Raw genomic sequence first — 22054 nt, forward strand, 5'->3', positions numbered from 1 at the left:
AAAAATCCGTACACCTCCTTACCTTTTAAGCAATTTCTCCTATAACCTCTTAATTACTCGATTCGTGCATTAGTTTATCAATAAAACTCTCAACCAAACAATGTCAATACCATTATCAAAAAAGACAAATAATTTTCACATTTATTATTTACAAGTAGAATAATATTGGATATAATTCCCTATGTAAACAAATTTGAGTGAAAAGGAGGCTGAACACTATGATGAACCAAATCGCAAGATTATCTATTATTCGTTTTACTTTACCTACGTCATGTTCAACACCTGCCATCTCACTCAAAATGATTAGTTCACAACCTTAATTAACATTATGTGTACTACATATTGAGTCTAAAAGCCGCAGGTGACGTATATACCCTGTGGATTTATTATGTCTATTAAGCCACAGGGCCGTCTAACTACCTGTGGCTTTTTTGTGCTCTTTTCAACATCCAATTTTTAACAAAGTTATCACCATAGCTAACTAAGTATTCATAAACTAACACTTTGAAGGGAGGTGATAAAGATGACCTTTACGATCCTATTTTTAACCGTTACGGTTCAAAACCGCAAGTATGAAGGAAAACAACTGGAAAAAGTGGTAAGGCAACAGAGATACGAGTCAGAATACAAACAACTTGTCCAAAAACTATATCAATAAATAGAAAAGAAAAAAGGAGGTAATGAGGATGATTAATTTAATGAATGGCAGTATCTTTTTAACTTGGTATGAGCAGGTGAAGGGCCTCACCTGAATGTCAGTATAAACTATTATTTCGGAGGCGAATTGGCATGACACTATCATTTATCTTTTTTACGATTACAATCAAAAAACGTCATTATTCTGGTAAGGATCTTGAACGTTTAGTCGAACAACAAAAATATGAAGACCAAATCCAACAACGTCTAGCTCGTTTTCAATATTGGAACTAATCCTAAACAGAAAAGACGAGGAGCTTGGCTCCTCGTCTTTTTATTAGATCGAATGTAAAATGCGCTCAGCTGCTCTCTCACCTTGATCAATACAATCTGGCAGCCCCACACCATCTAACCCTGCACCTGCAATATGAATGCCTGGTAAGTGGCGCGCAACATCTTCTCTCATCTTAGCAATCTTAAATGTATGGCCGACCTCGTATTGAGGCATAGATTTCTTCCAACGAGTCACTTCATAGAATAATGGCTCACCAGAGATGTCCATAATTGTTTTCAAGTCTTTCATAACAGCAGCCACTATTTCTTCGTCGCTTTGATGGACAATAGCAGAATCTCCAGCACGTCCTACATAACTCCGTAACAATGCATGACCACTAGGAGTCGAGTGACGCCATTTTTTATGCGTCCATGTACAGGCTGTAATATCAAATGAACTCTTTTTAGAAACAACAAACCCTGTACCTTCATACGGATTAGAAACTGCCGACTGTTCAAATCCAAGAGCAACCGTTGCGACGGTGCTTGCTTGCATTTCTTTAAAGTAGCTAAAGAAATCATATGATCTTAACAAGCCTGCAGTAATATGAGGAGGTGTGGTAATAATCACTTGATTGTAGGTCTCAACCTTCCCCGTATCAAACGTCACCCGATAGGCATCGGCTACTTTTTGAATAGATGTAATCGACACACCCTTATGAATTGAACCTGTATCAAGCTTTGCTTCAATCGCTTCAACAAAAGATTGTAGACCGCGACGGAATGTTAGAAACATCCCTTTCTTCTTTCCATTTGCATCTTTTGCTTGAGTTTGTGACCCGCGCGTTGCTTGCAGCCCTTTAATTAGACTACCGTGCTTTGCTTCAAGCTGTTGAAACTGAGGAAACGTCGCTTTTAAACTGAGCTTATCAAGATTTCCCGCATAGATACCCGACAATAATGGTTCAATTAAATCATCGACTACTTCATTGCCTAGACGTTTTCTGAAAAAATGTCCAAGTGAAATGTCTTCATCACGACCGACCACAGGCGGGATAAAGAAGTCACCAAGTGCTCGTAATTTCCCTAGAGGTGAAAATAAATTGGTTGTAGCAAATGGCTTAAGTTCTGTAGGAATACCCATTACAGCGCCACTTGGCATCGGATAAAGAGTGTCTTCTTTTAAAATATAAGCTTGTCCTGTGTCATTTGATAAAAGCTCGTCTTCTAATCCGACTTCTTTAGCCAGTCTTGACATGCTTTGTTTCCTAGCTAAAAATGAATCAGGTCCTCGCTCAATCACAAAGCCATCACGAACAATCGTTTCAATCTTTCCACCTAGACGGTCGCTTTGCTCAAATAAGTCATAGGTGATATCTTGATGAACTTTCGCTTGCTCTAACTTATAGGCTGCAGCAAGTCCAGTCATTCCGCCTCCGATAATCGCTACACGCTTCTTATTCTGCATAAGACGCTCACTCTTTCTCTTTTAACTTTTTAGAGACCACAGTTGCTAGGCAATCAAGGAATTCTTCTTTTGAATTAGGCATTTCAGGTCGGTAATAATCAATACCTAATTCGTCCGTAACCACCTTACACTCAACATCGTTATCAAAAAGAACTTCGAGATGATCAGCAACAAATCCAACCGGGCAATACACCATTGAGGTATATCCATGCTCATTGTAAAGGTCACGAGTTAGATCTTGAACATCAGGTCCGATCCACGGATCTGGGGTGTTTCCTTCACTTTGCCAACCAATTGTATAATTTGTAATCCCAGCTTCTTTTGCAATAAGGTCAGCCGTTTCACGTAATTGATCTGGATATGGATCCCCCATTGCAATAATACGTTCTGGCAAGCTATGAGCCGAGAAGATCACACAGGCTTTCTCTTTATCCTCAATCTTCTCCATCGCTTGTTTTACTTGCTTAGCCCAGTAGTCAATAAATTTCGGCTCATCGTACCAGCTATCTACACTATGAATAACTGGGCCACCAATTTTCTCTGACTCCTCATGAGCTCGACCGTTGTAAGACTTTACACTGAACGTTGAGAAATGTGGAGCCAGGACGATGCTAACTGCTTCTTCAATGCCATCTTCTTTCATTTGTTGAACAGCGTCTTCCACAAACGGATCAATATGCTTTAAGCCAAGGTACGCTTTAAATTCACGATCTTCATATTGTTCGTTTAAGTATCTTTCCAATCCAAATGCTTGATCTTCTGTAATCTTCGCAAGTGGACTAATACCGCCGATTGCTTCATAGCGTTCTGTTAAGTCAGCTAACGCTTCCTCTGAGGGCTTTCTGCCACGACGGATATGCGTGTAATAAGGTTCAATTTCCTCTTTGCTTCTAGGCGTTCCATATGCCATGACAAGTAATCCGTATTTTTTTTTAGCCACTCGTCTCACTCCTTAAGATGAATGTTTTTTTGAATATTCGTGTACAAATGCCGTTAAACGCTTCAATGTATCAGGATTTACTTCTGGGAAGACACCGTGACCTAAATTGAAGATAAAGTTATCAGATTGCATCCCTTGATCAAGAATCGCTTTTGCACGCTCTTCAATCACATTCCAAGGAGCAAGCAAGATTGCAGGGTCTAAGTTTCCTTGTACTGTCTTTTGAATACCACGCTCTCTAGCCTCGTTAACCGATAAACGCCAGTCTAAGCCAACGACATCAAGAGGTAAGTCATTCCACTCGTTCGCTAAGTGGCTTGCCCCCACACCGAACATAATAAGAGGTACATTCTCTTTCTTTAACTCAGTAAAAATACGTTGCATAACAGGTTTTACAAACATACGGTAATCAGCAACCGTTAAGGCACCAACCCACGAATCAAAAATTTGGATCGCTTGTGCACCTGCTGCAATTTGTGATTTTACATAAGTGATCGTCACATCACCAAGCTTGTCCATTAGCATATGCCAAGCTTCAGGCTCAGCGTACATAAATGCTTTTGTCTTATTATAGTTTTTAGAAGGTCCGCCCTCAATCATATAACTCGCAAGTGTAAATGGTGCACCACCAAAACTAATAAGTGGAACCGTTAATTGTTCACGAAGAAGTTTAATCGTATCAAGCACATATGGAACGTCCTCTTCCGGAGTAATCATTCCTAGCTTTTCTACATCCGCTTTTGAACGGATTGGGTTATCAATAACCGGACCAATTCCAGATTTAATCTCAACATCGACACCAATTGCTGGAAGCGGAGTCATAATGTCTTTGTACAAAATAGCTGCGTCGTTATTGTATTGATCAACAGGAAGCTTAGTGACGTATGCACATAACTCAGGTTGATGTGTAATTTCAAATAGCGAGTATTTCTTTTTAATTTCACGGTATTCAGGTTGTGAGCGCCCTGCTTGTCTCATATACCACACAGGTACATGATCATGAGCCTCTCCTCTACAGGCTTTTAAAAACGTATCGTTAAATGTTGGTTGATTCATTATGCCACACCTTTCTTCCAGTTCACTATGTACTAGTTTAATCGAATCCGAACAAAAAATCATGTTTTATACTTCTTTACTATAATGACCATCTCACACACTGTATAGCCATCCTTTAAAACTGTCATAAAATCGATGAATGTTTTTGTCTTATCCGTGCCAAATGCCTCTCTATATTACCATTTTCCCTTTCTAAGTAAGAAAAAAAAGAATGATTGCCACCGTAAGCAATCATTCTTATTCCTTAAGCTTAAAAACCGAGGCTAAATTCTGCTTCAGCACGGTTTGATGGATCACCCTCTTGATTCGTTAATGAATCAACTGGAGCTACCTCATACGTTTTGGAAGAGAATGGATTAAAGCGGCTAACAACATAGTTACTATCACCAACAACCGTTGCTAGTCGTTCTCGCTCCCCTTTATGAACCTCATAAACATGATAATAGACTCTCTCATCTTTAGAACCTGTCCAATCAAGCTCCACACTCATCAACCCTCTACCACCCATTTGGAGTTTAGCAGATAAATCATTTACAGTTGCTAATCGGACTGGTGGAAGTAATTCATCTACAACTTCTGGCTTCTCAAATGCAACGTTTTTTAGTGTTGGCTCTAAATCATTCAAAATATCCTTCATCATGACAGTTGGGTAAGAGCTTCCTCCTAAAAGGTAGTTATCAGTAGTCGTTAAATCATACCCCATCCATACAGACCCAACAACTGAAGGTGTATATCCAACAAACCACGCATCCATCGTTCCCCCCTCCACTCCAGGAAAAGATGTCGTTCCAGTCTTTCCTGCTAGAGGGGTATCCACTGTCCCACTTTTTGCTGTTCCTTCTTTCACAACCGACTCTAACATTCTTGTCATATACCAAGCTGTTTGCTCGGAAACAACTTCTGTTTCCTCCTCATTCGCTCGTCCAATTAATTCCCCATTGCGGTCATAAATAGCGGAGATAAAATGAGGTTCAATCATCTTCCCTTGGTTTGCAAATGCTCTGTATGCCTTCATCATCTCAAACGGGGTTACCCCATCTTCTAAGCCACCAAGGGCAATCGAAAGACCTTTATCAGGAACCTTCATACCAAGTTGCTCTAGAAAGCTGGTGGACTTTTTTACCCCCAGCTCATTTAACAACCAAACAGCTGGCGCATTCGTCGAGTGAGTGATTGCATCATACATCGTCACTTGCCCACTGTACTCACCGTTACTATTTCTTGGGGTGTAATCCCCGCCATATGTGAGTGCTTCATCTCTTAGCATAGAATAAGGACCATACTGCCCCTCTTCAAGAGCCGGTGCAAACACAGCAAGTGGCTTAAACGCTGAACCTGGCTGTCTCTTAGATTCGACTCGATTCAAACCACGTCTAACGTATTCTCGACCACCTTGAACAGCTAAAATGCCTCCTGTTTTTACATCCATAAACACTGCCGCAGCTTCAGCTTCTTCGTTGCCCTCTGGAAAATAGTCATCATTTCGAATTCTGTCATAGGTAGATTGCTGCAAGGTTTGACTCATCGGAACAACAATTCTATAACCTCCTGATAGAACTTCTTCATTGGTCAATTGATAAGTTTCTGCTGCTTCATCTAACACCATATCAATATAGGTAAGATAAGCGTCGTTTTCTGTAATTTTATTATGATCAACAGCAATCGTGCGCCCTTTGTATCTGACAGCTTCTTCAGCAGAAATATATCCTCTGCGCTCCATCACCGTCAATACCACATCACGTCTTTGTTTACTACGATCAGGATTTGAAATGGGTGAATAACTATTTGGTGCTTTAGGTAGTCCTGCCAAGAGGGCCCCTTCATCAACCGATAATTCATTTACCGGTTTATTAAAATATAATTTAGAAGCTGCTTGAACACCATAAGCCCCATGACCAAAATAAATTCGGTTTAAATACATTTCAAGCAATTCTTCTTTGCTATATTTGCGCTCAAGATTCATCGCAATCATGACTTCTTTTGTTTTTCTAAGCCATGTTTTCTCATTTGATAAAAAGACGTTTTTAGCTAATTGTTGCGTAATGGTACTACCGCCCTCAACTTTCGCCCCTGCTAAAATATCACGATAAATGGCTCTACCAATCGCACGAAAGTCTACCCCTTGGTGCTCATAAAACCTCGCATCTTCAATAGCGACGAAAGCCTCTTCAACATGGTCTGGTATATCATCTATAGAGACAAGCTCACGATTTTCTATATATAATTTCGTTAATAATTCTCCATTTTCATCAACGAGAGAAGTTGTGGTATTCATCACAAGCTTCTCATTGTCAATGGCGAAATTCCCAGCTAGCAGGATAAAGAGATACCCAACTAGCCCAATCAACACGGTTGAGAGGACGATAATAATGCCTATTGATAAACGTTTCAGAAGCATTTCATCCCTCCTTTTTTACTAGTATATCCCAAGAAAAAATTAGAAACTCCCCAAACAAAGTCAATTATACTCATTCAGCCACTGATTTTATTTTAAGCCTAATCGTCCTTTTTGCCAATAATCGAGTTCGTACGATATACTTTCTACGAAAAGATCAACATTATGTTTCATTTTATGACTGGAGGAGATCATTTGATGGATGCCTTAATTTTCCGAAAACAACCAACTGACACCGCCGCCTATGTCCACCTTGCACATGAAGAAGCGCCACTTTATTATGTGGAACGTCCAACAGAATCGCAAGAAGGGGATATGTATACATTCCTAAGCGCGAAAGGTCAACTTCCACCTCAAGGCTTTGTCGTAATGAATAATATTCCTGTTACTGAAACTGGGAGAGCTGCATTTGAAGAACGGTTTAATAACCGCGCAGGTTTAGTAGAAGAGGAACCTGGTTTTAAGGCAATTAGAATTTTGAGGCCTGAATCAACCGATACCTATATTGTGATGACCATTTGGGATAACCATGAGTCTTTCACTAAATGGCAGGAATCTAATGCATACAAGCATGCCCACAAGAAGCGTGGAACAAAAGAAGGTCTAAACACTTCGATTTTTCCTCGCCCTTCTTTTGTGACAACCTATACCATTAACTAAAGAAACCGACGCGAGTATTAATCGTGTCGGCTTCTTTATGTAACGAGGCGGTGTCGGTGTGCATAGATGGCAATTTGTGTACGATCTTCAAGAGCTAGCTTTTGAAGAATATTGCTGACATGTGTTTTGACTGTTTTTATGCCAATAAACAAATTCTCCGCAATTTCTTGGTTCGTCTTCCCAACCCCAATTAATTTTAAGACGTCCAATTCTCGTGGTGTTAGGTCTTCATGTAATGCCTTTTCCTTAGAGGTTCTCATGTGCTTCATCATTTTATTCGTTACTTTTGCTGCAAGGACGGACTCCCCATTTGCCGCTGAACGGATCGCTTGTGCAATTTCACTTGCAGATGATGTTTTGAGTAAATAACTAAAAGCCCCTGCTTCGATAACGGGATAGACCTTCTCATCATCAATAAAGCTAGTTAAAACAATAACGCGACTTTCCGGGTTCTCCTGCATGATGGCTCTCGTTGCTTCTATCCCATCCATTTTTTCCATCACTAAATCCATTACGATCACATCAGGTGAGAGCTCAAGCGCCATCTTTACTCCTTCAACACCATTACTCGCTTGTCCAACTACTTCTAAGTCCTGTTGTGTGGAAAGAAAAGCATGCATTCCCATTCGTACCATCTCATGATCATCCACTAGTAACACTTTTATCATCTTGGTTTCTCCTCCAAGCAATCGGGATTTTCGCTTCTAATTGCGTTCCTTGATTTGGTACCGATAATACATTTAATACGCCTCCTATATCATTCATGCGCTCTTTCATCGTCTGCAATCCATAAGAGTCAGCAGTAACTTTTTCAACATCAAAACCTACGCCGTTATCTAAAATTTTCATGTTCATCTCTTGATCAAGTTCTTTAAATTGAAACTCGACTTCCGTTGCCTCGGAATGTCTCAAAATATTTGAGATCGCCTCTTGAATCAAGCGGTAAATTTGATCTTCAATCCCTTTAGGAAGCTCGGTATCAATATCCATGGAGAATATCACACCAACTTGGTGCTTCTCTTCAAGCTCTAAAAACAGTTGGCCAGCTCCCTCTTCCAGACTTTTCCCTTCTAAATGAGCTGGTCTGAGATGTAAGAGCAATGCTCTCATTTCGGCTTGCGCTGTATTAGCCATTTTTTCAACCATCTCCAGCTGATCCTCTTGCTTGGTTTCACTTAGTCTAAGAGCTGCCGTCATCATGGAAATGGCAAATAATTGCTGACTAACCGCATCATGCAACTCTCTTGCTAAGCGTTGGCGCTCTTCTGTAACAGCTGCCTTCTTAACTGTTTCTTGCATCGCTGCCCTCTCTGTTGATAGACGTTGCAAAGAAGCAATTTGTTCTTCTATTTGAGCAGCCATTCGGTTCATTCTTTCCGCCAGTTCGGTTAACTCATCTTCCCCTTCAACTGTTAAGCGATGTGAGAATGTTCCACGCTCAAAACGTGCAGCCCCGTGTACCAGAGTATCAATCCTTTTTTTCAACGGGAGTGCTTGAATCGCACCAGATGTTACACCTACAAGTACGAATGTCGCAATCAACCAAATAAAAAGTGGGATTTCTAAAAAGTGAAGATCGAATAATAACAGCAAGCCACGTGGATCATGGTAGGTGAGGATAAAAGCAACAAAGATGGCCATCAAGGCTGCAATAAAGACATTGTGACGGATAAACTGCCATAGCAAACGAGCAAGTCTTTTTTTCATATCTTCCTCACCGTCACTTCACCAAGTACCATCGACAATACAAGCTTGACTCTTCTTTTCGATTGCTTGTAAGACATCGGGGCATGATTGATTTGCTGATTGATTCCGCTATGCTTCTCATGAAAAATCGTCATTTCACCTGCAAGTGAACTGGCTTGCACAGCCACAGCTAAGTCATCTGGAACATACACATTAATTTCACCAATCACTCCTTGAATGACAATAATGCTCTCTCCTTCTGGAATGATCGCTTTTGATAAATCCATTTTGACAGTACCAAGGCCTGACCAAATCGTGACATCGCGAAGCTCAAATTGCTTATCCATGTAATGAATATCGCCAAGGAAGTTTTTTCTGATAATCGGCTCATAACCGATATCGTCTCCACCATGAGAAGAAGAGAGATCTACTAGGGGTACAGTAGTGTTGAACAATTCCTCTATGTCATTCTCCTCTTTTGTTGTAGCGTATCTCAGCTTTTCTTCACCTTTTAACGCTGCTAGTCTTTTCTCTCGCTCTTTTATTGAGCGTTTTTTTGACCCTCTAACTAATTTCCAACCATAATAAAAACATAGAATAGCAAGTAATAAGCCTACAAAGTTCACTTGGAAAAGCTGATCCAATAAAATACTTCCACTAATAATGAAGAATACTGCAGCAATCACTTTCCGCTTATTTTGATAAAAATAATAGCCAAGAAAGAAGAAGATGAGTGGTGCAACAAGTCCCCCGGTTGCAAACCTAAGCACATTCAATAGCATCCATATTCCGATAATGACAATGATGATTCCTATTAATTTATGCTTGCTCATCTACTCTCCTCCTTTCTTTATCTACTGTTTTAAAATGCTCATATCTCCTGAGGTCGTAACGGAAGAGATCATATAATCTCCATCCCCTGCCGTTCCAGTCACTCTTCTTGATTGAAACCGTTGCTCTGTTAGCATTTCATCTATTTCAATATCACCTGAAGTTGTTTTTAAATCAAGTGTTGCATTTAGATCCTGTACTAGCACCTCAATGTCACCGGAAACGGTTTTGAGATGGGCGTCTTGATTACCATCTGTATATGTTACCAAAATATCTCCGGAAACGGTATCGAGATCTATGTCTCCATCTATTCCTCCAATCTCTATATCCCCCGAGACTGTTTTAGCTGCCGCCTGCCCTCCCATAAAGGAGTCTACTACCACATTTCCTGAAGTTGAGCTGAGAATAGCTTGACTAGCATTTATCTCAGTGGCTTCAATGTCCCCAGATGTGGTCCGGAAATGAAGATCACCCACTAATAATCGAGTATGACTAGAAACATCCCCTGACACTGTTTTGATCTCAAGTTTATCAAGATGTTGCTCTCGAATAAACACAATCATTTCTGTTTCTGGTCTAGGATTAAAAAAAGGAAGCGAAAAGCGATTTCCTTCAACCATTTTCACGGTTATGCGGTCCCCTCGTTCATCAAAAATCAGATCGTGATTTCTTTGTTTTTCTTCTACTTCAACGATTAATTCATTGCCCTCGGCCTTCTCAATTCGAATATCAATACTCGTACTCTCTAAAAGTAAGTGATGAGTTTCTTGAAGATCGATTCTTACCTCTTCTAGCTTTTCTCCACTACTAGAAATGGAAAAACACGAACCAAGAGTAGAAAGAAAGACAATTAGACCAACGACCATTAAAGTGACTCCAGCTAGTTTTTTCATACAAACCTCCCCCCTACGTCGCCTTATACACCATAAAGTATATAGAAATTTTTTCCTTCGACCAATAAAAAATCGATTTCATTTGAAAGAAAGCAAGGGCTCCCCCTTGCTTTATGCTTATGCTTAAGATTGTTTATCTAGCTTTTCTTTTAAAAGACGCAGTTCCGCTTCTACTTCAATTTCATGTTCCTCGTGGAGTTTTTTGCTTGTTTGACTAGTATACTTATAGGCTTTTTCCTCTGACCTCATCACTTGATCATCTAAATGTTCAAACTCTTCTTCAAGATCTAACGTATAGGACCTAGGCTTCGACGCCTTCATATGCTCACTCGTTTTTGTACCTTGTAAACGCAGCGATAATTCGATCTTTTTCTCACGTAGTTGTTTATGCTGATCCTTTAGCTTCTCAAGCTCTACTTCATAGTGATGTTTTACTTCTGTACTTTTCTCTTTAAATTGATCATAACGGAGGAGCTGTTGTACAAGATGTTTTTTGTCGACAAGTATCTTTTTAGCAAGTAGTTCTTCTGCGGCTTTTAAAGCCTCAACAGCTTGCTGCTCTCTTCTTGTAATTAAACGCTCCGTCATTTGTTTGTCTCGATCTAGTGTTTCTCTCACATACCTTTGCTTTTGAATGTTTTGCTCTGCCTTTTTAATCGAAGCTTTCACCTCACGAAGATGTTGCTTAATCATCATTTCAGGATTTTCAATACGATCTAGTCCCTCGTGAATTGATGCTTTTATAAAACGTTCCATTCTTTTTAATGCTGACATGTGTATTCCTCCTTAAGGTCATATGTTTATTTGTTCATTAAACGGTTAAATTCTTCATCAAGCGATCCATAGGGTGAGCTTGACTCCTCTGCAAAATCCTCTTCATCAACGTCGTTCGCTGGCATTAGCAATTGATACCCTCCGTAGACGAGTAAGATCCCAATGGCCAAGCTCACAACTCCTCCCATGCCCCCGAATAAGAGGACTGCCCCTAAGACGAAGAGTACAATGCTTGATAAAGACCAGCCTACTTCCTGCCATTTTGAATACCCTAGATACATTAGCCATGCACCAAGTACTAAGCCAATTACCCCTCCTAGATGAATCCCGACCATGCTAAGAAGCATACTTAATCCAATAAAAAGGAGTAAAATTCCTCCCAGTGCTTTAATTGTTCGTTTCACGATCATCCCTCCTTACCTGTTATTACCTCTATTGTAAGAAAAGACGGACATTCTGACCCCTTGCCACAGCATGGTTTTCACTCCGCCTCAAGACCGATCTTTCTCTCGGACCTTTGTCACTTCAGTGAACAAATGCCAAATGGGTGAAAAACTAATTTTATTTGGTATATACTTTGAATCAACAGTTCAAAAATGATTTCTATAAGAAAGAATGAAATGATAGAATAGTTTTACTTGCTCTTGCATGGACTAGTAGTAACGTTATGGAGGTGGCAAATATGTCTGAGGTGACAATTTGGCTTGCATTTTTAGCGGGGGTTGTTTCTTTTTTATCTCCTTGTATTTTCCCTTTGGTTCCAGCCTATCTTGCACAGCTAACTGGCTCTCAAGTAGAAGGCAACGCGGTCATGGCAGATCGCCGCTTAATCTTATCTAGAAGTATTGGATTTGTGATTGGGTTTACAAGTATCTTTTTATTACTCGGTGCATCTTCGACCTTTGTCGGGCAATTGTTCTGGTCAAACAGGCAGTTACTTGAGCAAATAGGGGGCATTATCATTGCGGTCTTTGGTTTACAAATGATGGGCGTGATCTCAATTCGTATGTTGATTAGTGAAAAGAAGCTATCAACAAAACCACGTAAAACAAAGAGCTTCGCAAACTCAGTTTTACTCGGGTTCTTATTTGGAACAGGATGGTCACCATGTATTGGCCTTGTGCTCTCATCTATTTTAATTATCGCAAGCCAAACTGATACGATGTGGACGGGGATGCTCATGCTCCTTATCTACTCCATTGGCTTAGGAATCCCATTTGTAGCAGTGGCGCTTCTATGGTCAAGATCTCTTGATAAAATGCGCCGTCTGAATAAATGGCTGCCTACGATCCAAAAGGTCAGCGGTGGAATTATGGTTGCTCTAGGTGTGTTATTATTCACTGGTCAATTCAGTGTCATTTCGGCCTACTTAGCTCGATTTGTACCATTTAATTTCTAATAAAAACGGAGCCGATCTAGTGATCAGCTCCGTTTTTTTCTTGTTCAAACATTCTTATTCTAAAACCATTCATCGCCGTTTCCCCTAAAATGTCAAGAAAATGATAATTAGCTGCTGCTCCGACAATCGCTCCAAATCCCGGGATCATCTGAAGCATTTTTGGTAAATCAATATAATCTCGGTACGTCAACTGAAAATCCTTCCAATCTACTTTTTCCATATACTCTCGCTTACTTGGAAGTTGATTATACTCATCTTCCCATTGGTCAATACGATTGAGTAATTCCACCCTCTTATCGCCGCTTGAGAATGCAAGTTGGAATAGAAGTAACACAAAGAGTCGCTCTCGATAATCTCTGACGTCATACCCATAAGTCGAAGCCACATCAAATAAGAATTTCATTTTGATTCCAAGGAGCAAAGGGAAATCTGCGAGGCCAAGAAAAATACCTCCTGCACCTGTACCTGCTCCCTCAGCAGCCGCTGTTCGTTTATAAGTCTTAATTAACTCTCTGACCTTTTCTTCTCTTTCCTCTAAGCTCACATCATAAAGAGGTTCTTTATTGGCTGTATGCTCTGATCCGGTTAATGTGACATGAACCATGTTTTTAATACTATTAGTCACGACCGAATGAAAGCGCTCTGGAATCATATTATTCATTTTCATTTGCCACTTTTTTGTGTAACGTCCAGCCATTGAAGGGCGTTTAAGCAATTTCCGTCTCCATCTAGCAACTTCTTCTTTGGCAGTTTCTTTGTACATCGATACACTCCTTTTACTAGTAGATCTCCCTTTTAGTAAATGAGAAAAAACGACTTACCATGCCTGTTTTTTGCGACGATGAATCCACTTCGTACTCCCTACATAACTAAATCCAAGACCTATGACGAGTCCAATAACGGTAATCAAATAGGTTGAAGTGACAAGTAAAACTCCAGTTAAAACGCCCGTCATCACAAGTAACAATCTAAAGCTAATCGTAGTTAAAGCTTGATTTCGCCCTTCTTCTTCAATCGGATACAAATCAACCCACATATTTGTATCGTAATGAAACCATAAAGTCGATAGCTGCATCATGACCATATGCATGAACAATAGGAGAACTGCAATCTCCATCCAACCATTTGGTAAGATAGCGAGTAAAAAGCTTGCAACAAGGACTAATCTAAAATAGACACCTAAATAATCATTTGCACGAATAAACGTGCGCGCAAACAAATAATGATACACACTCTTTTTATTTGCAGATAAGAATGGCAGAAGTCCATTTAAATACGAACGACTTCTTACTTGTTCTTTTAACTGAGGGACATCCGTAAAAGCATTCGCAATCCGGTAGAAGAACATTAACATGCGTTGTTCCACATTGATTAAGTGGTCCCATTTAATCGATAATTTCTTCACAACCTTTTGATAATATAATACATAGAGCAACCCCATGATTAAAAGGATGGCTGCAAGGTAAATAAAGTCAGCACCAGAGAATAGAAGATATGCAAACGCCCCGTTTACTAAGAAACGTAAAACGAAATGGGACATTCTTTCTTGATCACTTTGAAAACGTTGCTCCTGCCATGTACTCCCTACATTCCATGCTTTCACAACTAATAATAAGCCAAGCACGAACCAAAAGCTCCCTGTCCCATCCGTTAAGCGCAAAGCAAAAAGTGGCGCTAATACAATAAAGAGAACGGTCATCGTAAAGGCTTGCAAGATAAAGGAATAAATTTGTGACGATCTAAAATAACGATCAAGCTTCGTTTCATAAGGTAATAAAAAGACAACATCCGCCTGTTTTACAAAGGTTCGTATTCGTCCCCTTGTTAAAACAAGAGCAAAGACGATGGTAAACAGCCATAAAGAAGGAAATGACTCCGGCAACTCTTGAAGAAGCTGACTATAATAGAAGCTCCCAATCAAAATTAAAAAATAGACTGTAAATAAAAACCCACTATTTCCGATTAAGCGTAAGTACCTGATTGCTTCGTTCCAATAAGCACCTACCCTCTCTTTCCATAACGTCATCCCATCCCTCATACGATTTCTTCCTTCGTCATCTCAATGTAGATATCATCAAGTGTTGCATGAGGCATCTGTAGCTGTTGGCGCATTTCTTCGAGTGTCCCTGTTAAAACGACCTTGCCATAATGCAAAATTACAAACCGATCACAATAACGTTCTGCCGTCGCTAAAATATGCGTCGACATTAACACGGCCGCTCCACGTTTTCTCATATCAGCAATAAAATTTAAAAATGATTGAATACCAAGAGGATCAAGTCCTACAATAGGCTCATCCACTATATAAACGGGTGGTTCCACTAAAAACGCACTCATAATCATTACTTTTTGACGCATTCCTTTTGAGAAATGACTAGGAAACCATTTTTTCATCCTCGTCATCTTAAATTCTTTAAGTAGTGACTCTGCACGTTCCTTAAATACGCCTTCCTCTATTCCATAAGCAAGTGCAGTTAATTCAAGATGCTCCCATAGCGTTAATTCATCATATAGAACCGGTGTTTCAGGTATGTATGCATAGGCACGACGATACTCATTGGCATCTTCTTGAAAAGTTTTCCCTTCAATCGTCACCTTTCCATCATGTGGTTCTAGTAGACCTAAAATATGTTTAATCGTCGTACTTTTTCCAGCTCCATTAAGCCCAATTAAGCCAACAATCTCTTCTTCATTCACCGTAAAATTCACATTATGCAAGACTGGCTTTTTTGGATGATACCCACCAGTTAGGTTCTCGATCTTTAAGCGCTGGTTCATTCATCAGTCGCCTCCTTCGCTCCATTATCTTATCAAATTGAAGACTACCTTCTCCACTATTACCCTAAAAACCTCTAAATAAAAGAGAAGAAGTAACCGACAATCGGCTACTTCTATCCATTAAGATGCAGATGGGTGAGGTGTATCAGTAGGCTCTGCATAGCCTTCTTTATATCGCTCATCAATCAAATCACGTATTTCATCAACTGAGGTTCCGTTATCATACAGCTCCATAGAAGCATGAGCAATCTCTAAACAAACGCCACACTTTGCCCCGTGGTCATCCCACACAACAGAGCCATCCTCGCCTCTTTCATGAATGAAGCAATCGAATGTACTACGGTGACCAACTGATTCACCACATCCACAATAACATGGCATATGCTCTAGTAAGTCTTGGTAATGAGGGGTACGTTCATAGATATCACCAATCGCCTCATGATGATTGGCTAAAAATGTAGGCAACTCCTCAGCTGAAGCTGTTTTTTCATGCAGATCTCCCATCATCATATTATGATTGGCATGATCTTCCATAGCTTCTTCTTCCATATCATGACTCTGACAACCGACAACAGGAAATACAAGTAATATAAGCGCAAGGAAAAGTCCTAATTTTTTCATCTCACAAGCTCCTTTATCGAAGTTATTCCCCCGTATTATAGCACGATCCACCAACCAAAAAACCGCACAAAACTGTGAATAAAAAGAAAAGCGGAGGCGACTGTTCTGGCATGCGGATAAATAAGGGGGAGCAAGATGAAGTCGCTCTTTGACTTCATTTGATTCACCGTTTTTTCCCGCAGGGCAAGGAGCCGCAGCTAGACAAGAAAAGCGGAGAGGCTCGGTTAGGTATGAGGGCGGTGGAGCTTTGGCAATGAGAAGCGCTTTTTGCTTCGTTTGACAAAGTGAAGCGACCGATGACCTGAGCCACGCAACTAGACAAGAAAAGCGAAGGAGACTGGGCTGGCATGCGGATAAATAAGGGGGAGCATCAGCAACTCGCTCATAAAATAGCGTTTCGCTCATATATATTGAGGCTTGCACATATATCAAGAATGGCGCACATATATCAGCTGTACCGCACATATATCATAAACTTCGCACATATTTCTTTCGTACTCGCTCATATATCAATAATTCCGCACAAATCAACAAATCCTCATAAACTAGCAGCCTTCAATAGACTATAACTAACATGAAAAACAGCCCCACAAAGTGAGGGCTGTTGATTTTGATTAGTTAACCATTCTTGCTCCGTCTCCCCAATACTCTTTACGAATCTGCACCTTTTGAATTTTTCCTGATGCTGTTTTAGGAAGTGCTTCAGCGAACACAACGCTTTTTGGAGCTTTGAAATGAGCCATCTTGCTTCTTGCAAATTGGATCACTTCTTCCTCTGTTAACTGCTCACCGTCACGTAGGACGACCACCGCATGAGGGACTTCTCCCCATTTTTCATGAGGAACTGCAATAACAGCTGCCTCTAATACGGCTGGGTGCTCATATAATACACCTTCTACCTCAATCGAAGAAATGTTTTCGCCTCCACTAATAATGACATCCTTTTTACGGTCTACAATTTCCATGTAACCATTTTCGTCCACCGTTGCCATATCTCCTGTGTGAAGCCAACCCTCTCGGATCGTTTCATTCGTAGCGTCAGGATTTTTCCAATAACCTTCCATCACTCCGTTGGCACGAACAACAATCTCTCCAATGCTCTTACCATCAGCTACGACTGGCTCACCGTACTCGTTTACCACACGTAATTTTGAACCGATCATGGCATATCCCGTTTTTGCTTTCAAACGCGCTTTTGCCGCATCATCGAGTGATTGTTGCTCAGAACGGATTTGGGAAGTAGTGACGAGTGGGCTTGTCTCAGTCATACCGTAAACTTGAATGAATTCCCATCCTAGCTCTTCTTCTACTCTTGTTACAAATGCTGGAGGCGGTGCAGAGCCGGCAATCACAACACGCATGTTTTTATTTTTCGGAACGTTTTCTTGTTTGGCATATTCAAGCAACATATTTAATACGGTTGGTGCCATATGGGCTACGGTCACATTATTCTCTTCGATTTTGTCAAAAATGGCTTTTGGATCAATCTTACGCAGCATTACTTGAGTTGCCCCATTTGCTGTGTAATAGAAAGGAGAACCCCAACCATTTACGTGGAACATAGGCAAGATGTGAATCAACTTATCTTGATCGCTTACGCGTAAATGATGCTGCGTACTTAATGCATGCAAATAATTACTGCGATGAGTTAACATGACGCCTTTAGGATTACCAGTTGTTCCACTCGTATAAAGAATATTAGCAAGATCTGTTTCTTCTAATGGAACACGATCAAAGGTCTTTGTTGGAAACTGACTGAGCCATCGCTCATACGATTGGCCCTTTTCATGATCTTCATCTGCCCCATGAATGATAATCTTTTTAACGGTTTCTAGTTTATCTAATATTGGCTCTACTAAAGGGAACAATTCATGGTCTACAAATAAAACTTGGCTCTCACTATGATTTAAAATAAATAAATAGTCCTCAGGCTTTAAACGAGTATTTAAAGAGGTCATGACTGCCCCTACTTGAAATACACCATAGAACCCCTCCAGCATTTCTTCTGAATTCGGTGCTAAATAGGCAATTTTATCACCCTTATTAATACCAAGTTCCGTTAAACCATAGGAAAGTTGTTGCACTCGTTCATTTAATTGCTGATATGTAAGCGTTCTCTTTTCACCGATAATAGCTGGCTTCTCTCCGTATAGTTCCACGGCACGGTCTAGGAAATCAAGCAAAACTAAAGGTACATGCATAATCGTTCCTCCTGTGACTGATTTATTGTAATTTTCTAACTATATCATACCATATGTCCTAGTCTGTGCCAATAACAGAACAGTGAACGATGACTGTTACAAAACAGTTTAAGCAGTTGCATCGAGCTCACTTGCTAAGATATAGTAGAAAAAAGAAAATAAACCCATTTGAAAGGATGATTCGATGTCTCATGATTCAAACTGTATCTTCTGTAAAATTATTAAAGGAGAAATTCCGGCTTCTAAAGTATATGAGGATGAGAAGGTCTTAGCCTTCATGGATATTAGCCAAGTAACAAAAGGCCACACATTGATCATCCCTAAAGCACATCAAGTGGATGTTTTTGAACTTGATACAGACGTTGCAAGTCACCTTTTTTCAGTCGTCCCTAAGCTTGCAAAAGCACTTAAAGCTACATATAAGCCAGAAGGTTTAAATATCGTGAATAATAATGGTGAAGTTGCAGGACAAACCGTCTTCCATTATCACGTTCATTTGATCCCACGTTACGGTAAAGGTGATGGATTTGGAGCAGTCTGGAAAGATCATAGCTCTGAGTATTCTCCGCCCCAATTACAAGAGATGGCAGCTGCTATTTCAGCACATGTTACGAACTGACTTCCATAGTCAGTTCTTTTTTTCTGTAGATTCAGAAAATATCCTTACTTTCCCCTTCTTTTTTAAATAAATTATGGTACGATAATCGTATTAGATAGAAACATTACTGTGGTGCAGAACTAAAGGAGTGGAAGTAGAGCTTATGAGTAAAAAAGTGTATAACTTCAATGCAGGTCCATCAGCATTACCTAAATCTGTTTTAGAAACAGCTCAAAAAGAGTTAGTAAACTTTGAGGATAGTGGCATGTCCGTAATGGAACTTAGTCACCGTAGCAAAACGTACGAATCTGTTCACCAAGAAGCAAAACAACTATTAAAAAAACTGTTAAACATACCAGACAATTATCAAATTCTCTTTCTTCAAGGAGGAGCGAGCTTACAATTTTCAATGATCCCTATGAACCTGCTTAAAGAAGGTCAAAAAGCAAGTTATTTGATGAGTGGATCTTGGTCAGAAAAAGCCTTTAAGGAAGCTCAATTAATCGGTGAAGCAAGTATTGCCGCATCTACTAAAAATGAACAATATAAGTCAATTCCTTCGTATGACTCATCTACCATTGAATCAACCGATGCTTATGTACACCTTACTTCAAACAATACAATTTATGGTACACAGTGGCAATCGTTCCCTGACACAAAAGATGTCCCTTTAATTGCAGACATGTCTAGTGATATTTTATCTCGTCCTCTTGACATCGAAAAATTCGGGCTAATTTATGCAGGAGCCCAAAAGAATTTAGGTCCATCTGGAGTAACTGTTGTCATTGTGAGAAAAGACTTATTAGAACAGGAAAATGATAATATTCCAACCATTTTACGCTACCAAACTCATGCAAAAGCAGACTCCCTTTACCACACACCTCCAACGTTTGCGATCTACATGCTTCGTAACGTTTTAAGATGGGTGCAAGATCAAGGTGGTGCTTTGGCTATCCAAGAACTGAACGAAAAGAAGGCAAACTTACTTTATGAAGCAATCGACCAAAGTAATGGCTTCTACACAGGACACGCTACAAAAGAAAGTCGTTCACGGATGAATGTTACCTTCACTCTTCCTAACGAAGACTTAACGAAAGCGTTCTTGAATGAAGCTGCTGATAAAGGATTTGTTGGTTTAGGAGGCCACCGCTCTGTAGGCGGTTGTCGCGCTTCCATTTATAACGCTGTCCCTCTTGAAGCTTGTACCGCTCTTCGTACATTTATGGAAGAATTTCAGCAAACACACAGTTAACGAAAAAGAGAGAGCTGCTCCATAGACAGCTCTCTCCTAGACATATGATAAGAGCCATCCAGACACAGCCCCACTTAATACAGCAAACGTAAACATAAAAAATATTGTTTTTTTCCAATAAGTTCTCTCGGTAGACTCACCTGACTTTACCAACCTAGAGATTGCATAAATCAGTCCATAGATCATTAGAAGACAAAAGGATATAACTAATAAAATGAATGCGTGCATAAGTCATGATCCCTCCTTTTTTTATTCTATGAAACAAACTGTGTATACATGACGATCAAATACAATCGAGGTGAAATCTTATTATGAATTCAAAATCATTGCTCTATGGGATTGCAACAGGAATTGTCTTAGCTAGCACAGCTACTCTTCTCACCACCCCTGCATCAGGACGAGATTTACAACAGAGTTACAAAACCAAGATGAAAAAATGGCGCCAAGACGTTAATCAATTTTCTAACGATACAATTATTTTGAAAGAAAAAGTTACTGAAACCACTCAACTTGGCATTCAATCGATTAAAGAAGTTAGTGGCGAAGTAAAAGAGGTCATCTCAGATTGGAAAAAAGATGTTCAACCGAGCCTTAATCAACTAAAAAAAGATACCGATGCGTTGCAACAACGAGTCAAAGAAATGAAGCAGCTTAGTTAAGCTGCTTTTCATTATCCGTAGTGATCACTATATAAATATAGATTCATAGTGATTTATTAGAAAATTTCTAAAAACGAGAGAATTTCTCTTTCTTTTTAGGTGAACTCTTGTCATAATAAGTAATAAAAGTATTTAGAAATAGCAATTTTTACGGTATAGACTCACGTTGAAGATTGGATAGGGGGAGAAAAATGGAGCAAAATGAACCTTACTCTTTAAAACAGTCCGTTATTTTTAATCATAAGGTAGCTCAATTAAGCAAAGCCTTATGGAAGTCTGTAGAAAGAGATTGGCAGACTTGGATTAAACCATTTGATTTAAATATTAATGAGCACCATATTTTGTGGATTGCTTATCACCTCGATGGCGCTTCCATTTCTGATATTGCCAAATTTGGTGTGATGCATGTCTCTACAGCATTTAACTTTTCTAAAAAGCTTGAAGAACGAGGCTTTCTTACGTTTTCAAAAAAAGAGAATGATAAACGTAATACGTATGTCTGTTTAACTCAAGAAGGAAAAGATATGTTCTTAAAAACCTTAGAAGCTTATGAACCGAGCACGTACGGTGTCTATGGAGGCGCCTTGCCAATCAAAGAACTATACGGTAAATTCCCAGAATTCTCAGAAATAATGAGTATGCTCCGCCATATTTACGGACCAGATTTCATCGATATGTTTGAACAAACGCTTCAAAAGTTTGAAGAGGACTTTACTGAAGAAGGAGGTCGCCTCTCACCGAGACAAACGCTACTCGAGGAGAACGAAGCTAAAAAAGAAACATCTTAATCATTCCCTGATAAAAGGACCGGTTGGGTTATATCCATTCGGTCCTTTTTCCTATTTATGAAACCGTGAAAACGTTTGTTATTGTCGAAATCCTTTTATTTTTGTCAGAGGTATTGCATTATCTCCAAAAAGAGCGTAAATTAATC

Annotated in this window: 23 protein-coding genes; 8 read left to right on the plus strand and 15 right to left on the minus strand. The window is 39.8% G+C overall.

Going from position 1 to position 22054, the window contains the following annotated elements:
* Positions 1–523 precede the first annotated feature (523 nt).
* Entirely contained in the window at positions 524–658 is a 135-nt protein-coding gene (locus AB3N04_RS07635; protein ID WP_368505498.1) for a YrzI family small protein, read from the plus strand.
* A gap of 131 nt (positions 659–789) precedes the next feature.
* Positions 790–930 (plus strand): YrzI family small protein, encoded by a 141-nt coding sequence (locus tag AB3N04_RS07640; RefSeq protein WP_317123456.1) that lies wholly within the window; start codon positions 790–792, stop codon positions 928–930.
* Between the two features lie 43 nt (positions 931–973).
* On the opposite strand, the gene hemY is transcribed toward AB3N04_RS07640, so the two are convergent.
* The 4 genes from hemY to AB3N04_RS07660 form a co-directional block, all read right to left on the minus strand.
* Positions 974–2377 (minus strand): protoporphyrinogen oxidase, encoded by a 1404-nt coding sequence (gene hemY / locus AB3N04_RS07645; RefSeq protein ID WP_368505499.1) that lies wholly within the window; start codon positions 2375–2377, stop codon positions 974–976.
* Positions 2378–2384: 7 nt separating this feature from the next.
* Positions 2385–3317 (minus strand): ferrochelatase, encoded by a 933-nt coding sequence (gene hemH, locus AB3N04_RS07650; RefSeq protein WP_368505500.1) that lies wholly within the window; start codon positions 3315–3317, stop codon positions 2385–2387.
* A 12-nt stretch (positions 3318–3329) separates the two neighbouring features.
* Positions 3330–4373 (minus strand): uroporphyrinogen decarboxylase, encoded by a 1044-nt coding sequence (gene hemE / locus AB3N04_RS07655; RefSeq protein ID WP_368505501.1) that lies wholly within the window; start codon positions 4371–4373, stop codon positions 3330–3332.
* Between the two features lie 250 nt (positions 4374–4623).
* Complete coding sequence (locus tag AB3N04_RS07660; protein ID WP_368505502.1) at positions 4624–6771, minus strand: transglycosylase domain-containing protein; 2148 nt, start codon at positions 6769–6771, stop codon at positions 4624–4626.
* Between the two features lie 195 nt (positions 6772–6966).
* Between AB3N04_RS07660 and AB3N04_RS07665 the strand changes: the two genes are divergently transcribed.
* Complete coding sequence (locus AB3N04_RS07665; RefSeq protein ID WP_368505503.1) at positions 6967–7428, plus strand: antibiotic biosynthesis monooxygenase; 462 nt, start codon at positions 6967–6969, stop codon at positions 7426–7428.
* A gap of 35 nt (positions 7429–7463) precedes the next feature.
* Here the strand turns inward: AB3N04_RS07665 and AB3N04_RS07670 are convergent, their stop codons facing one another.
* The 6 genes from AB3N04_RS07670 to AB3N04_RS07695 form a co-directional block, all read right to left on the minus strand.
* Positions 7464–8096 (minus strand): response regulator, encoded by a 633-nt coding sequence (locus AB3N04_RS07670; RefSeq protein ID WP_368505504.1) that lies wholly within the window; start codon positions 8094–8096, stop codon positions 7464–7466.
* Positions 8071–9135 (minus strand): histidine kinase, encoded by a 1065-nt coding sequence (locus AB3N04_RS07675; protein WP_368505505.1) that lies wholly within the window; start codon positions 9133–9135, stop codon positions 8071–8073. Before AB3N04_RS07675 ends, AB3N04_RS07670 begins: the two co-directional genes overlap by 26 nt.
* On the minus strand, positions 9132–9947 hold the full coding sequence (liaF, locus tag AB3N04_RS07680) for a cell wall-active antibiotics response protein LiaF (RefSeq protein ID WP_368505506.1): 816 nt from the start codon (positions 9945–9947) through the stop codon (positions 9132–9134). Before liaF ends, AB3N04_RS07675 begins: the two co-directional genes overlap by 4 nt.
* A 21-nt stretch (positions 9948–9968) precedes the next feature.
* The gene (locus AB3N04_RS07685; RefSeq protein ID WP_368505507.1) at positions 9969–10838 is read right to left on the minus strand and encodes a DUF4097 family beta strand repeat-containing protein; all 870 of its coding nucleotides are present in this window, start codon (positions 10836–10838) and stop codon (positions 9969–9971) included.
* A gap of 123 nt (positions 10839–10961) precedes the next feature.
* Positions 10962–11612 carry a PspA/IM30 family protein gene (locus AB3N04_RS07690; RefSeq protein WP_368505508.1) on the minus strand — a complete coding sequence of 217 codons (651 nt, stop codon included), beginning with the start codon at positions 11610–11612 and terminating at the stop codon, positions 10962–10964.
* Positions 11613–11638: 26 nt separating this feature from the next.
* Positions 11639–12022, minus strand: coding sequence for a hypothetical protein (locus AB3N04_RS07695; RefSeq protein ID WP_368505509.1), 384 nt, complete (start codon positions 12020–12022; stop codon positions 11639–11641).
* 272 nt (positions 12023–12294) lie between these two features.
* On the opposite strand from AB3N04_RS07695, the gene AB3N04_RS07700 reads away from it, so the two are divergent.
* Positions 12295–13011 carry a cytochrome c biogenesis CcdA family protein gene (locus tag AB3N04_RS07700; RefSeq protein ID WP_368505510.1) on the plus strand — a complete coding sequence of 239 codons (717 nt, stop codon included), beginning with the start codon at positions 12295–12297 and terminating at the stop codon, positions 13009–13011.
* Positions 13012–13027: 16 nt separating this feature from the next.
* Here AB3N04_RS07700 and AB3N04_RS07705 read toward each other — a convergent pair whose 3' ends face one another.
* From AB3N04_RS07705 to AB3N04_RS07725, 5 genes are all read right to left on the minus strand, one after another.
* A complete protein-coding gene (locus AB3N04_RS07705; protein ID WP_368505511.1) occupies positions 13028–13774 on the minus strand; it encodes an EcsC family protein in 747 nt (248 codons plus the stop codon).
* Positions 13775–13828: 54 nt separating this feature from the next.
* A complete protein-coding gene (locus tag AB3N04_RS07710) occupies positions 13829–15037 on the minus strand; it encodes an ABC transporter permease (protein ID WP_368505512.1) in 1209 nt (402 codons plus the stop codon).
* An 8-nt stretch (positions 15038–15045) separates the two neighbouring features.
* Complete coding sequence (locus tag AB3N04_RS07715) at positions 15046–15789, minus strand: ABC transporter ATP-binding protein (RefSeq protein ID WP_368505513.1); 744 nt, start codon at positions 15787–15789, stop codon at positions 15046–15048.
* A 120-nt stretch (positions 15790–15909) separates the two neighbouring features.
* On the minus strand, positions 15910–16410 hold the full coding sequence (locus tag AB3N04_RS07720) for a PCYCGC motif-containing (lipo)protein (protein WP_368505514.1): 501 nt from the start codon (positions 16408–16410) through the stop codon (positions 15910–15912).
* Between the two features lie 614 nt (positions 16411–17024).
* Positions 17025–18611: a long-chain-fatty-acid--CoA ligase gene (locus tag AB3N04_RS07725; protein ID WP_368505515.1), complete on the minus strand. Its 1587-nt coding sequence runs from the start codon at positions 18609–18611 to the stop codon at positions 17025–17027.
* A gap of 184 nt (positions 18612–18795) precedes the next feature.
* Between AB3N04_RS07725 and AB3N04_RS07730 the strand changes: the two genes are divergently transcribed.
* From AB3N04_RS07730 to AB3N04_RS07745, 4 genes are all read left to right on the plus strand, one after another.
* The gene (locus tag AB3N04_RS07730) at positions 18796–19230 is read left to right on the plus strand and encodes an HIT family protein (RefSeq protein ID WP_368505516.1); all 435 of its coding nucleotides are present in this window, start codon (positions 18796–18798) and stop codon (positions 19228–19230) included.
* Positions 19231–19372: 142 nt separating this feature from the next.
* The gene (gene serC, locus AB3N04_RS07735) at positions 19373–20461 is read left to right on the plus strand and encodes a 3-phosphoserine/phosphohydroxythreonine transaminase (RefSeq protein WP_368505517.1); all 1089 of its coding nucleotides are present in this window, start codon (positions 19373–19375) and stop codon (positions 20459–20461) included.
* A gap of 311 nt (positions 20462–20772) precedes the next feature.
* Entirely contained in the window at positions 20773–21120 is a 348-nt protein-coding gene (locus tag AB3N04_RS07740; protein ID WP_368505518.1) for a YtxH domain-containing protein, read from the plus strand.
* Between the two features lie 191 nt (positions 21121–21311).
* The gene (locus tag AB3N04_RS07745; protein WP_368505519.1) at positions 21312–21908 is read left to right on the plus strand and encodes an HTH-type transcriptional regulator Hpr; all 597 of its coding nucleotides are present in this window, start codon (positions 21312–21314) and stop codon (positions 21906–21908) included.
* The last annotated feature ends 146 nt before the right edge of the window (positions 21909–22054 follow it).

The organism is Alkalihalophilus sp. As8PL (assembly GCF_040939795.1).
Lineage (GTDB): Bacteria > Bacillota > Bacilli > Bacillales > Bacillaceae_D > Alkalihalophilus > Alkalihalophilus lindianensis.